The sequence below is a fragment of the Sphingomonas sp. genome, assembly GCF_964263785.1.
GTDB lineage: Bacteria > Pseudomonadota > Alphaproteobacteria > Sphingomonadales > Sphingomonadaceae > Sphingomonas.
This window is the reverse complement of record NZ_CAXVWL010000019.1, coordinates 86,986-99,579: the sequence shown is the minus strand read 5'-3', so window position 1 is coordinate 99,579 and position 12,594 is coordinate 86,986. Positions and strand designations below refer to the sequence as shown.

Below are 12,594 nucleotides of genomic sequence, written 5' to 3'. Positions count from 1 at the left end.
GCGCCGCGACGCGCCCGACCTCGAAAGGCAAGTGATGCTGCTCTACGTGCCCGAACAGGCTACCGACCGGTCTTCGCCGGCGCTTACTCGATAGTGCGACCCCACCCGTTCGATCGGGTCCACGTATCGCAGCAACCCCGCCGAATGAACAAAGCGTTACTGGAAGCTGAACGACGTTTCAACGTGAGGTACATTTTAAACGCCCCTGCGAAACGGCTATTCTAAAAAGCGAAGAAATACAGGATCGCCACGTTGACGCCCAGCAATGGCAGGGCGGTCGCTACTTGCGCACGGATGACGGCATTGCGATCGTCGAGTTCCAGCAGCACCGCGGGCACGATGTTGAAGTTCGCCGCCATCGGCGTCATCAACGTGCCGCAAAAGCCGCTGAGCATCCCCAGTGCCGCCACTGCCGCTGGATCGCCGCCGTACCGCCCGATCAGCAGCGGCAGGCCGACCGCTGCCAGCATCACCGGGAACGCCGCGAAGGCATTGCCCATCACGGTCGTGAACAGCGCCATGCCCACCGCATAGACGGCAACCGCGCCGAACACGCTGCCCGCCGGGATCGCGTGGTCGACCAGGCCGCCCACCACCTGCCCGACCCCGGCAAGCGCGAAGATCGCGCCGAGGCTCGCCAGCATCTGCGGCAGGATCGCCGCCCAGCCGATCGAATCGATCAGCCGCAGCCCCTCGCGCACCGGAGTCGCGACCTGCGGACGCAACCACGCGCCCGCGACCGCCAGCGCGATCAGCGTCCCCGCGACGAGCGACACGAGCGTTGCGTTCTTCGGGTCGACCAGCAGGTTGGGTGTGCGAAACGCCAGCGCCCCTGCCAGCGCGATCACCGGCACGATCAGCATGGGCAGGAAGATCGCCTGCCCGCACGCGCGCTCCTCCCCGATCGCGCGCGCGCCGCGCATCCGCCCCGACGCGGCGATCGCCACCAGCGCCAGCACCAGCACGCCGTTGCCGATGTCGCCGATCCGGTCGCCGCCGAGAAAGCTCAGTGCCAGCAATCCCCAGAAGGCGCCGTTCGCCCCGCGCCGATCGTACAGGCTGACCAGCGCGTACGACGCGAACAGCAGCCCCGCGACGGTGTAGACGAAGCCGAGCCCGATCATCGCCGCGACAGCGCCCGGTCGAGCCGCCACAGCCGTGCGCCGTGGATCAGGAACGCCGCGATCGCGGTCGGGATCGCCCAGAGTGAGAATCGCAGCGGCTCGAGCACGATGCCGGCCTGGTCGAGCAATCCCTTCATCAGCAGGATAGACCCGATCGCGAGAAAGATGTCCTCGCCGAAGAACAGCCCGACGTTGTCGGTCGCCGCGGCCAGCGCACGGATGCGCTGGCGCGCCGCGTCGTTGAGCGTGCCTGCCTGGCGCTCGGCGGCGGCCTCCGCCATCGGCGCGAGCAGCGGTCGCACGGTCTGCGGGTGCCCGGCGATCGAGGTGAGCCCGAGCGCCGCGGTCAGCTGGCGGAACAGCAGGTACCCCGCGAGCAGCCGCGCCGCAGTGACGCGCCCGCCGCTCGCGATCAGGCCCTGCGCACGCTCGCGCAGCCCGAAGCGTTCGAGCAGGCCGATCAGCGGCAACACGACCCAAACGACCGAGACGTAGCGCGCGTCGTTGAACGCCTTGCCGAATGCCGCCAGCACGGTCAGCGGCGCGATTCCCGCTGCCAGCCCGGTCACCGCCGCCGACACCGCGATCACCAGCATCGGATTGAACCGCAGCAGAAACCCCGCGACGATCACGACAACGCCGGCCAGAACGATCATGAATGGCGCAGCGGATCGTCGATCATGCGCGGACTATGCGCGAACCGCTGCCTTGGCGCCATCCCGCCGCACCCCGGCGGCATAGATCATCGCATCCTTGCCGACGGCGCAGGCGCTGTTCTTGGCAGGGCTCGCGCAACGTATGTGCCTCGCGCCTCTCGACGATTTCGGGCTGCTGAATCATCCCCTCGGGGGATAACGCAGACAGGTCATGGCGTGCCTAAGCTGGCCGGAGCGAACGCGAACAATTCGGTCTGGATCGACGGCGGCGCGCCCGGTGTGAACCACTGCGTGTCCTGAATGTGGCTCGCGGTCACGTACATCCGCCCGTCGGGCCCTTCGGCGAACGTATCGGGCCAGCGCAGCCGCTTGTCGGTCAGCACCGTCTCGACCGCCGACCCGTTCAGCCGCTTGATCGAATAGTCGGTCGGCGAGGTGAGATAAAGGACGCCCGCCTTGCTCATCCACAGCCCGTCGGCGACGTGGGTGGTCGCGGCCGTCTTCACCGCCGCACCCCGCTCGGCTTCGCTCACGCCGTCGCGCAGCTTGGCGGTATCGATCGAGTACAACGTCTTGCCGGTCAGCGCCTGGTAATAGAGCGTGGCACCGTCGTTGCTGATCGCGATGCCATCTGCGGCAAAGGCGGGCTGGCGGCCGTCGGGGCGGACCAGCGGCTTGCCGTCGATCGTCACCTTCACGCTCTTGTCGACCTGGGTCGAGGCATGCCCGTCGAGCGCGCGCCAGCCGCGCCCGCTCTCCAGGTCGACGACGATGATCGCGCCGCGGGTGCCGCTGTCCGTGATATACCCGGTCTTGCCGTCGGGCGAGAAGCGAATGTCGTTCAGGTACGTGCCCTGCAACGCGACGTCGCCGGGCACATGGATGACCTTGGTCACCTTGTCGGTCGCCAGGTCGATGCGGACGATCTTGGGCGCCCCTTCCAGGATCTTCTCGTTGCCCGGCGCGCCGGGATCGAGCACCCAGAGATGCCCGTGGCCGTCGGGCACGATCGACTGGACGCAGACGAAATAATCGCCGACCGGCATTTCGTTCGCGCGTGCGTTGCGCCAGCTGTTCCACTTGGCGTCGGGATAAGGTTTGAGCGATCCGTCCTTCGCCACCTCGGCGACCGAGATCGGCGCATCGTCGGTCCAGCGCGGAAAGTTGACGAAGCGCCGTCCGTCGCTGGCCACCGCCACCCCGGTGACCTGATGATCGAACCGCGCGACTTGCGTGAGCACGCCGCCGCGCGCCTGCGCGTAGGCCGCCGAGCCTGCCACCGCGAGCGCGCCGGCGACGATCAGCCCCGCGACTATTTGGTCCTTCTTCATGCCTGTCTTCTCCTGAGTGACCGGCGTCCCGCCAAGGAACGCCACGAGCTTGCTTGCAACCACCGCATCCGCCTCGCGCCGCGGGAAATGGCCGACGCCGGGCAGCAGCACGAAGTCGAACGGTCCACCGAAATTGGCCCCCACCTGCTTCGACGCGTTCGGCTGCGCGGATCGGGCGCGGCCTCGTGCCAGCGCGCGCGGCAGCTGTGGAGGGTAACGTCGGGCCGGTCGGGGTTGTCGAAGGATGCCGCCACCTTGCGGAACGTCGCCTCGTCGAACCAGCCCGGCGGCGACCAGTTCACCCAATGGATGTGTGCAAAACCGTGGGGGTCGTCGCGCACCGCCCGCGCCTCGCGCGCCGTCGCCATGAACCCGTGATACCATTGCCGCTGCGCCTGCTCGAACGGCGGCGTCGGCATCCCGCCAAGCCGCGGCGGCAGCCCGGCGTCGGCCAGCACCGGCGCTACCGCGCCCCACGTCGATGCGTCGTCGGGCCAGCCGTGAAGCAGCAGCACGGGCGACGCATCCGCTTCGCCGTGTTCGGCATAGGCAACGGAAAGGTCCCGCGCGACGATGTGCGGCATGAATGTCTCCGTTGGCGCGCTTGCATGATCGAACCCGGCGAGCCTCGATCCGTTCCGCGGGCGGCTGGCTCAGCCGATGGAGATCAAGCGATTATCCGCTCACCCAATCCCGGCGCGCGATCCCTTGCGCGTAGAGCAGCACCGACAGGTCGCCGTGATCGACCCGCGCGGCCGCCGCCGCGGCGACGATCGGCTTGGCGTGGTATGCAACCCCCAGGCCCGCGGCGCGGATCATCGCGAGGTCGTTGGCGCCGTCGCCCACCGCCAGCGTCTGCTCGGGCGCGAGCCCCAGCGCGATCATTGCCTCACGCAACGTCCGCTCCTTGGTGTCCGATCCGACGATGGGCTTGGCCACCTTGCCGGTCAGCCGCCCGTCCGCGATCTCCAGCACGTTGGCGATGGCGCGATCGAAGCCGATCTCGCGCGCGACCGGTTCGGCGAAGCGGGTGAAGCCGCCGGATACCAGGATGGCGGTCGCGCCGCGCGCGCGCATCGTCGCGACGAGCGCCTTCGCGCCCGGCATGATCCGCACCCGCTCGGCCAGGCACCGCTCGATCACCGCCTCGTCCAGCCCGGCAAGCAGCGCCACCCGCGCATCGAGCGCGCCCTCGAAATCGAGCTCGCCGCGCATCGCCGCCTCGGTGATCGCCGCGATCTGCGGCTTGATCCCGGCATAGTCGGCGAGCTCGTCGATGCACTCCACCGTAATCATCGTCGAATCCATGTCAGCGACGAGCAAGCGTTTCTCGCGTGTCGCCTGGCGCTGCACCACGACGTCGGCACCAGAGAATGCGCCCTCCAGCACCCCGCGTGCCGCGTCGGGCGCCATCGCGAAGTGGAGGTCGGCGGCGACCCCTTCCTCGATCCACCCTTGCGCCGCAAGCGCACATCCCGCCTCAGCCAGCCGGTCGGCCGCCGCCGAAAGGTCGCCTGCGGTCAGCGCCGGTGATACGAGCGTCGCGGTGAACACGTCTTCCCCCCTGCCAAGGCTCGCGCTCATCGCAGGGCCGACCGCCAGCGGCAAGTCCGCGCTCGCGCTCGACCTTGCGGAACGCCACAACGGCACGATCGTCAACGCCGACAGCGCGCAGGTCTACCGCGACCTGCGCATCGTCACCGCCCGCCCCTCGCCTGAGGACGAAGCGCGGGTGCCGCACAAACTGTTCGGCCACATCGACGCCGCCGACACCGCCCACAACGTCGCCCGCTGGGCCGCCGACGCGCGCGCCGCGATCGACGAGACGCTGGCGGAGGGCCGCCTGCCGATCCTCGTCGGCGGCACCGGGCTGTATCTTCGCACCCTGCTCGACGGCATCGCCCCCGTCCCCGCGATCGAGCCCGCGATCCGCGACGGCGCGCGCGCGCTCCCGGTCGCCGAAGCCCACCGGGCGCTCGCCGAAGTCGACCCGCAAGCCGCCGCGCGCCTGTCCCCCGCCGACACCACGCGGGTCGCCCGCGCGCTCGAGGTTGTTCGCTCCACTGGTCGCACGCTGGCGGACTGGCAGCAGACCCGCACCGGCGGCATTGCGGACAGGTTCGACCTGCGCGCCGCGGTCCTGCTCCCCGACCGCGACTGGCTCGACGCCCGGATCGACGCGCGTTTCTCCTCCATCGTCGCGCATGGCGAGGGTGAAGTCGCAGCCCTCCTCGCTCGCACCGACGTCCCCGCCGATGCCCCGATCCGCCGGGCGATCGGCGTTCCCGAACTCGCCGCTTTCGTCCGCGGCGAGACCGATCGCGAAACCGCCGCCGCCGCCGGCGCGCTCGCCACGCGGCGCTATGCCAAACGCCAATATACCTGGTTCCGTCACCAGCCGCCTCGGGCTTGGCTGCTCTTATCGGGTAATGACAGCATAGCACGGGTCAATGTAATGGATAGATTATTGCGATGATAACGGTTGACACGCATTTTTCTTATCATTAGCGGCATCACGCCTGACACGCTATGCTGCGCCGCGGCAAAGGAGCACGGACATGCCCGAATTGAGTGGAGCCGATATCCTGATCGAGGCGCTGTGCGATCTCGGCGTGGAGATCGTCTTCGGCTATCCCGGCGGGGCGGTGTTGCCGATCTACGATGCGATGTTCAAGTCGAAGCGGATCAAGCACATCCTGGTCCGCCACGAACAGGCTGCGACCCACGCCGCCGAAGGCTACGCCCGCTCGACCGGCAAGCCCGGCGTCGTCCTCGTCACCAGCGGCCCCGGCGCGACCAATGCCGTGACGGGCATCACCGACGCGCTGATGGACTCGATCCCGATGGTGGTCATCACCGGCCAGGTGCCGACCTCGCTGATCGGCACCGACGCTTTCCAGGAAGCGGATACCGTCGGCATCACCCGCCATTGCTCCAAGCACAATTACCTGGTGAAGGACCCCGCCCGCCTGGGTGAGGTGATCCACGAGGCGTTCTACATCGCCACCAACGGCCGCCCCGGCCCGGTCGTCGTCGACATCCCCAAGGACGTCCAGGTCGCCACCGCGCGCTATGCCAAGCCCGGCCCGATCCGCCACAAGACCTACCGTCCGCAGGTGAAGGCGGACCCGAGCGCGATCGAGCAGGTCGTCGACATGCTCGCCGCCGCCGAACGCCCGGTCCTCTATACCGGCGGCGGCATCATCAATTCGGGCCCCGGCGCAAGCCAGTTGCTCCGCGAGCTGGCGAAGATCACCGGCGCGCCCGTCACCTCGACGCTGATGGGCCTCGGCGCCTTCCCCGCCTCCAACCCGCAGTTTCTCGGCATGCTCGGCATGCACGGGACTTACGAGGCGAATCACGCGATGAACCAAGCCGATTTGGTGGTCGCGCTCGGCTCGCGCTTCGACGACCGCGTCACTGGGCGTCTCGACGCGTTCAGCCCCAACAGCCGCAAGGTCCATGTCGACATCGATCGGTCGAGTATCAACAAGACGGTGCGCGTCGACCTCTCGATCGTCGCCGACGTCGGCCGCGCGATGGAGGACATGGTCCGCATCTGGAAAAGCCGCCAGCACCCCAAGCCCGACATGACCGACTGGTATGCGCGGATCGAGGGATGGCGCGCGAAGAAGTGCCTCGACTTCCCCGAGGACGGTCCGGACCACGACAAGGGCGTCATCATGCCACAGCGCGCGATCCGCGCGTTGTGGGAGGCGACGCATCGCCGCGAGCCGATCATCACCACCGAAGTCGGTCAGCACCAGATGTGGGCCGCGCAGCATTTCGGTTTCGAAAAGCCCAACAAGTGGCTGACCAGCGGCGGGCTCGGTACAATGGGCTACGGCCTGCCCGCCGCAATCGGCGCGCAGCTCGGCAACCCCAATGCGTTGGTCATCGACATCGCGGGCGAAGCCTCGATCCAGATGAACATTCAGGAGTTGGCGACCGCGACCCAATACCGGCTGCCGGTCAAGATCTTCATCCTCAACAACGAATATATGGGCATGGTCCGCCAGTGGCAGGAACTGACCTATTCCAGCCGCTATTCCGAGAGCTACTCGGACTCGCTCCCAGACTTTGTGAAGCTCGGCGAGGCCTACGGTTGGATGGGCATCCGCATATCACAGCGCGACCAGCTGGAGGACGGCATCCGGGCCATGCTCGCCCATGACGGCCCGGTGATCGTCGACTGCCGCGTCGCGCAACTCGCGAACTGCTTCCCGATGATCCCGAGCGGGGCTGCGCACACCGAGATGATCCTCTGGGCCAACGAGGTGTCCGGCGAGATGGACGACGAGGCCAAGGCTTTGGTCTAGTCTCCCCTCCCTGAAAGGGAGGGGCCGGGGGTGGGTATCGGCGCGCCAGCGCCGACGTCAACGCCTGGATCGCTCGCTACGCTCGCGCCCACCCCCAACCCCTCCCATCCAGGGAGGGGAGCCGAGGGTAGAATGCACATCACACCCGAACACGCCGAACGCCACACGCTGGCGGTCATCGTCGACAACGAACCCGGCATCCTCGCACGGATCGCCGGCCTGTTCACCGCGCGCGGCTACAATATCCAGAGCCTGACGGTCAGCGAGATCACCGCCGACAAGACGGTCAGCCGGATCACCATCGTCACCAGCGCCTCGCCGCCGGTGATGGAGCAGATCATCGCCCAGCTCGACCGGCTGGTCCCCGTCCACAAGGTCACCGACCTGACCGTTCAGGGCGCACACGTCGAACGCGAGCTGGCGCTGGTCAAGGTGGCGGGCACCGGCGACCACCGGATCGAGGCGCTCCGCCTCGCCGACGTCTACCGCGCCCGCGTGGTCGACGCGACGACGACCAGCTTCGTGTTCGAGGTGACGGGGGGCATCGAGAAGATCGACACCTTCGTGTCGCTGATGGCCGAAGTCGGCCTGATCGAAGTCGCCCGCACCGGCATCGTCGCCATCGCACGAGGGCGCGAAGCGGCGTAACAATCCCTCTCCCTCCGGGAGAGGGAGGGAGCGGCGCAGCCGCGGAAGGGTGAGGGTGACCACATCCACCCGATCGCCCTCACCAACTCCGACTAGCCAGCAAGCTGGCAAGTCTCCGTATCCTCTCCCGGCGGGAGAGGGAAAAGAAGGAAGCTCCAATGCGTGTCTATTACGATCGCGACGCCGACCTGAACCTGATCTCGGACAAGAATATCGCCATCGTTGGCTACGGGTCGCAGGGCCATGCTCACGCCCAGAACCTGCGCGACTCCGGCGTCAAGAACGTCGCGGTTGCGCTCCGCGAGGATTCGGCCACCCGCACCAAGGCGACCGACGCAGGGTTCCAGGTGATGACCAATCGCGAAGCCGCCGCCTGGGCCGACATCGTCATGATCCTCGCCCCCGACGAGCACCAGGCCGCGATCTGGGACGCCGACCTGAAGGGGAACATGAAGCCCGGCGCGGCGATCGCGTTCGCGCACGGGCTCAACGTCCACTTCGGCCTGATCGAGCCTCCCGCCGACATCGACGTCATCATGATCGCACCCAAGGGCCCCGGCCACACCGTCCGCAGCGAGTACACCAAGGGCGGCGGCGTCCCTTGCCTGATCGCGGTCCACCAGGATGCGAGCGGCAACGCCCACGACGTCGCGCTCGCTTATGCCTCGGGGGTCGGCGGCGGCCGCTCTGGGATCATCGAGACCAACTTCAAGGAGGAATGCGAAACCGACCTGTTCGGCGAGCAGGCGGTGCTGTGCGGCGGCATCACCCACCTCATCCAGGCGGGGTTCGAGACGCTGGTCGAGGCGGGCTACGCGCCCGAAATGGCGTATTTCGAATGCCTGCACGAGACCAAGCTGATCGTCGACCTGCTCTACGAAGGCGGCATCGCCAACATGCGCTACTCGATCTCGAACACCGCCGAATACGGCGACATCAAGACCGGCCCGCGCATCATCACCGACGAGACCAAGGCGGAGATGAAGCGCGTCCTCGCCGACATCCAGGCGGGCCGCTTCGTCAAGGATTTCGTCCTCGACAACCGCGCGGGCCAGCCCGAGCTCAAGGCTTCGCGCAAGGCCGCGGCGGCGCATCCGATCGAGAAGGTCGGCGCGGAACTGCGGGCGATGATGCCCTGGATCGGCGCGAACAAGCTGGTGGACCGCGCGCGCAACTGACCCGCCACGTGGCAAGCGCGTGAGCGCGGACGGCCGGTAAGCCGGCCCTTCGGGCACGGCTTCGCCGGGTCCGACGGGCCGGCGTGTCAAGTACCCGCTGTCCTACAACCTGCGACCTGTGCCAACATTGCCAGATGCTCCAGCCCGTCGCCCGATCATCACCAAAACGGAAACGATCGGCGCCGATTGGCACACGTTCACGCGTCAACCAGTGTCAACGTGTCAACTCGAATCCGGCCGGGCCCAACCCCGATCGCGCTGAGCAAAGTCGAAGCACGTCGGCAAGCGGCCTGCCCTTCGACTTCGCTCGGGGCGACCGGCAGGGGATTTCCGAGCCGCGGTGCGCGGCGGCCACGTTCACGCGTCAACCGGTGTCAACGTCTGTCACCGGCCACACCAGCCAAACCATGCGACCTTTGTGTGACTTTTCAGCGCGCCTGCGAAACGGTCGGTTGCCGACGCGGCGTTTGACGCCCGCCCCGCCACCCGTCAGCATGACGCCACAACCAGGAGACTCCCCATGCGCCTAGCAATCCTAACCACCCTCGCCCTGACCGCCGCGGTCGCCGCACCGATCATCGCGCAACAGCCGCCGATGGCGGTTCCCGGCTCCCCGAACCCAGCGTCGATCACCGGCGGGACGTACACCGCCGATCCCGCCCATTCGATGGTCAAATGGACCGTCAACCACCTCGGCTTCACCCCTTACACCGGCATTTTCGGCGACGTCGCGGGGACGCTGACGCTCGACCCCAAGAACCTGTCGGCTGCCAAGGTCGACGTGACGATCCCGGTATCCAAGGTGACGACCGCGAGCAGCGGCCTGACCGCGCACTTGCTGAAGCCAGCCGCCGGCGGCAAGGCGGATTTCTTCGGCGCGAGCCCCGCCGATGCGCGCTTCGTGTCCACCGGCGTGGTCGCGACCGGCCAGAGCGCCAGGGTTACCGGCAATCTGACGCTCAACGGCGTGACGAAGCCGGTGACGCTCGACGCCAAATTCTTCGGTGCGGGCAAGGCGCCGGCGATGATGGGCGGCAAGGAGAACGTCGGCTTCACCGCGACCGGCACCATCCGCCGTTCCGAGTTCGGCGTCGCCTACGGCATCCCGATCGTTTCGGACGCAGTGCAGCTCGACATCATCGGCGCGTTCCAGAAGTAACCCCGTGGGGGCGGCGCGTGCTCGGGGCACGCGCCGCCCGTTACCGCTGGACAAGTCGGCATCCGCCACGCTACGCCGCAGGAGTGATCCACGCCGCGGCCCTCCTCCTGCGACTTACGCGCCCTTAGGCGCGACCTCGTCCGGCGTGCTCGCCACGCAACCCGCGCCTAAGGGCTGACCCGATCCCCTCGAATACCCGAGAGACTGGCCATGCTGCGCGATCCTTCGACCAAATACCGTCCGTTCCCGCCGATCGACTTGCCCGACCGCCAATGGCCGTCGCGCACGATCACGACGCCGCCGCGCTGGCTGTCCACCGACCTGCGCGACGGCAATCAGGCGCTGATCGACCCAATGGATGCGGAAAAGAAGACGCGGCTGTTCGACCTGCTGGTCAACGTCGGCCTCAAGGAGATCGAGGTTGGCTTCCCCAGCGCCGGAGCGACCGAGTTCGACTTCATCTCCGGGCTGGTGACGAAGGACGCCATCCCCGATGACGTCTGGATCCAGGTGCTGACCCAGTCGCGTCGCGACCTGATCGAGACCAGCTTCGCCAGTCTCCGGGGAGCGAGCCGGGCGATCGTCCACCTCTACAATGCGGTGAGCCCCGCCTGGCGCCGGATCGTCTTCGGCATGACCCGTTCGCAAGTGAAGCAGATCGCCATCGACGGCGCCAAGGTACTCCGCGACGAAGCCGCTAAGCAGCCGAACGTCGCCTGGCAGTTCGAATATTCGCCCGAAACCTTCTCCACCGCCGAGCTCGAATTCTCGGTCGAGGTCTGCGAGGCGGTGATGGACGTGCTCGCCCCCACGCCAGAGCGCCCGATCATCTTCAACCTGCCCGCCACCGTCGAATGCGCCACCCCCAACGTTTACGCCGACCAGATCGAATGGTTCGCGAGGGCGATCCGCAACCGCGATGCCTGCGTCATCTCGCTCCACACTCACAACGACCGCGGCACCGGCGTCGCGGCGGCCGAACTCGGGATGATGGCGGGGGCGGACCGGGTCGAGGGCTGCCTGCTCGGCAACGGCGAGCGCACCGGCAATTGCGACCTCGTGACGGTGGCGCTGAACCTCTACACCCAAGGCGTCGACCCCGGGCTCGACCTGTCGGACATCGACGCGGTGGTGAAGACCGTCACCTATTGCACCAACATCCCCGTCCACCCGCGTACCCCCTATGCGGGCGACCTCGTCTTCACCGCCTTTTCGGGCTCCCACCAAGATGCGATCCGCAAGGGCTTCGCGGCGCGCGAGCAGCAGAACGACGAGACGTGGGAAGTGCCCTATCTGCCCATCGACCCCGCCGACCTCGGGCGCAGCTACGAAGCGGTGATCCGGGTCAATTCGCAGTCGGGCAAGGGCGGCGTCGCCTGGGTAATCGAGCAGGACAAGGGGCTGAAACTCCCCAAGCGCCTTCAAGCCGATTTCAGCCGGCACGTCCAGGCACTGGCGGACGAGACCAGCCGCGAGCTGAACGCCGCCGACATCTGGGCGCGCTTCGAGCAGGTCTATCTCCCGCGGGACGATGACCGCTTCGTCTTGCGCGATTACGAGGAAAGCGGTGTTGCGGGCGCGCGCGTCTTCGTCGGCCGGGTCGCGGTCGGCGGCGAGGAGCGATCGATCTCGGGACGCGGCAACGGCCTGATCTCCGGCGTCGTCGCGGCACTGGCGGACTCGACCGGCCCCGCGCTCGACGTGGTCGATTACAACGAACACGCGATCGGCCACGGCGCCGACGCGCAGGCCGCCGCCTATGTCGAATGCCGCACGCCGGACGGTCGGACGGTGTTCGGCGTCGGCCTCGACACCGACGTCGCAACAGCGAGCGTCCGCGCGGTGCTCAGCGCGGCAAACCGGGCCGGGCGCGGGTGATCTCGCAGCCTACGGCGGCGTCGGGATACACGTCCAGCTTCATCGACTGCACCCACACCTCGCGCACCCTTGCGTCGGAGAAGCAGAGCGCCGCGACCGCCTCGCACAGGGTTTCCTGGAGCGCGAAGCCGGGTCCTTTCGCGAGCGCGTGGACACCCTCGCGGACGAAATCGTAGTCGAGGACCTGGTCGATCGCGTCCTCTCTCAAGGGCGCCGGATAGACTACGGTCATCCGTACCGACAGCCGCACGCGTTGGGGCGCGGCCTCGTGCGCGTGGATGCCCAGGTGCATCATGACCTC

12 protein-coding genes are annotated in these 12,594 nt (G+C 67.7%); 6 read left to right on the top strand and 6 right to left on the bottom strand.

Translation table 11 applies throughout. The annotated features are described in order from the left end of the window. Positions 1-221: 221 nt before the first annotated feature. From ACE5C1_RS02660 to serB, 5 genes are all read right to left on the bottom strand, one after another. Positions 222-1,124, bottom strand: a complete 903-nt coding sequence (locus ACE5C1_RS02660; protein WP_374942503.1) for a DUF979 domain-containing protein — start codon at positions 1,122-1,124, stop codon at positions 222-224. Then, complete coding sequence (locus ACE5C1_RS02655) at positions 1,121-1,780, bottom strand: DUF969 domain-containing protein (protein WP_374942502.1); 660 nt, start codon at positions 1,778-1,780, stop codon at positions 1,121-1,123. Before ACE5C1_RS02655 ends, ACE5C1_RS02660 begins: the two co-directional genes overlap by 4 nt. 209 nt (positions 1,781-1,989) lie before the next feature. Continuing rightward, a complete protein-coding gene (locus tag ACE5C1_RS02650; protein WP_374942501.1) occupies positions 1,990-3,111 on the bottom strand; it encodes an L-dopachrome tautomerase-related protein in 1,122 nt (373 codons plus the stop codon). Then, a complete protein-coding gene (locus tag ACE5C1_RS02645) occupies positions 3,108-3,695 on the bottom strand; it encodes a hypothetical protein (protein WP_374942500.1) in 588 nt (195 codons plus the stop codon). The genes ACE5C1_RS02650 and ACE5C1_RS02645 overlap by 4 nt, the downstream gene beginning before the upstream one ends. Before the next feature lie 91 nt (positions 3,696-3,786). Next, a complete protein-coding gene (gene serB, locus ACE5C1_RS02640) occupies positions 3,787-4,665 on the bottom strand; it encodes a phosphoserine phosphatase SerB (protein WP_374942499.1) in 879 nt (292 codons plus the stop codon). Here serB and miaA point away from each other — a divergent pair. The 6 genes from miaA (at position 4,658) to leuA (ending at position 12,293) form a co-directional block, all read left to right on the top strand. Further along, a complete protein-coding gene (miaA, locus tag ACE5C1_RS02635) occupies positions 4,658-5,587 on the top strand; it encodes a tRNA (adenosine(37)-N6)-dimethylallyltransferase MiaA (RefSeq protein ID WP_374942498.1) in 930 nt (309 codons plus the stop codon). The genes serB and miaA overlap by 8 nt on opposite strands. 82 nt (positions 5,588-5,669) lie before the next feature. After that, entirely contained in the window at positions 5,670-7,430 is a 1,761-nt protein-coding gene (gene ilvB / locus ACE5C1_RS02630) for a biosynthetic-type acetolactate synthase large subunit (RefSeq protein WP_374942497.1), read from the top strand. A 132-nt stretch (positions 7,431-7,562) separates the two neighbouring features. Continuing rightward, positions 7,563-8,078, top strand: a complete 516-nt coding sequence (gene ilvN / locus ACE5C1_RS02625; protein ID WP_374942496.1) for an acetolactate synthase small subunit — start codon at positions 7,563-7,565, stop codon at positions 8,076-8,078. Positions 8,079-8,197: 119 nt separating this feature from the next. Then, a complete protein-coding gene (gene ilvC / locus ACE5C1_RS02620) occupies positions 8,198-9,256 on the top strand; it encodes a ketol-acid reductoisomerase (RefSeq protein WP_374942549.1) in 1,059 nt (352 codons plus the stop codon). Between the two features lie 520 nt (positions 9,257-9,776). After that, positions 9,777-10,415 carry a YceI family protein gene (locus ACE5C1_RS02615; protein WP_374942495.1) on the top strand — a complete coding sequence of 213 codons (639 nt, stop codon included), beginning with the start codon at positions 9,777-9,779 and terminating at the stop codon, positions 10,413-10,415. A 210-nt stretch (positions 10,416-10,625) separates the two neighbouring features. Next, the gene (gene leuA / locus ACE5C1_RS02610) at positions 10,626-12,293 is read left to right on the top strand and encodes a 2-isopropylmalate synthase (RefSeq protein WP_374942494.1); all 1,668 of its coding nucleotides are present in this window, start codon (positions 10,626-10,628) and stop codon (positions 12,291-12,293) included. Here leuA and ACE5C1_RS02605 read toward each other — a convergent pair. Continuing rightward, positions 12,262-12,588 carry a dihydroneopterin aldolase gene (locus tag ACE5C1_RS02605; protein ID WP_374942548.1) on the bottom strand — a complete coding sequence of 109 codons (327 nt, stop codon included), beginning with the start codon at positions 12,586-12,588 and terminating at the stop codon, positions 12,262-12,264. The genes leuA and ACE5C1_RS02605 overlap by 32 nt on opposite strands. Positions 12,589-12,594: the final 6 nt, after the last annotated feature.

Bases quoted from the DNA above. Each gene is read 5' to 3' on its own strand.
- ACE5C1_RS02660 (WP_374942503.1), bottom strand. From the start codon at position 1,124: ATGATCGGGCTCGGCTTCGTCTACACCGTCGCGGGGCTGCTGTTCGCG.
- ACE5C1_RS02655 (WP_374942502.1), bottom strand. From the start codon at position 1,780: ATGATCGTTCTGGCCGGCGTTGTCGTGATCGTCGCGGGGTTTCTGCTG.
- ACE5C1_RS02650 (WP_374942501.1), bottom strand. From the start codon at position 3,111: ATGAAGAAGGACCAAATAGTCGCGGGGCTGATCGTCGCCGGCGCGCTC.
- ACE5C1_RS02645 (WP_374942500.1), bottom strand. From the start codon at position 3,695: ATGCCGCACATCGTCGCGCGGGACCTTTCCGTTGCCTATGCCGAACAC.
- ilvB (WP_374942497.1), top strand. From the start codon at position 5,670: ATGCCCGAATTGAGTGGAGCCGATATCCTGATCGAGGCGCTGTGCGAT.
- ilvN (WP_374942496.1), top strand. From the start codon at position 7,563: ATGCACATCACACCCGAACACGCCGAACGCCACACGCTGGCGGTCATC.
- ACE5C1_RS02615 (WP_374942495.1), top strand. From the start codon at position 9,777: ATGCGCCTAGCAATCCTAACCACCCTCGCCCTGACCGCCGCGGTCGCC.
- leuA (WP_374942494.1), top strand. From the start codon at position 10,626: ATGCTGCGCGATCCTTCGACCAAATACCGTCCGTTCCCGCCGATCGAC.
- ACE5C1_RS02605 (WP_374942548.1), bottom strand. From the start codon at position 12,588: ATGATGCACCTGGGCATCCACGCGCACGAGGCCGCGCCCCAACGCGTG.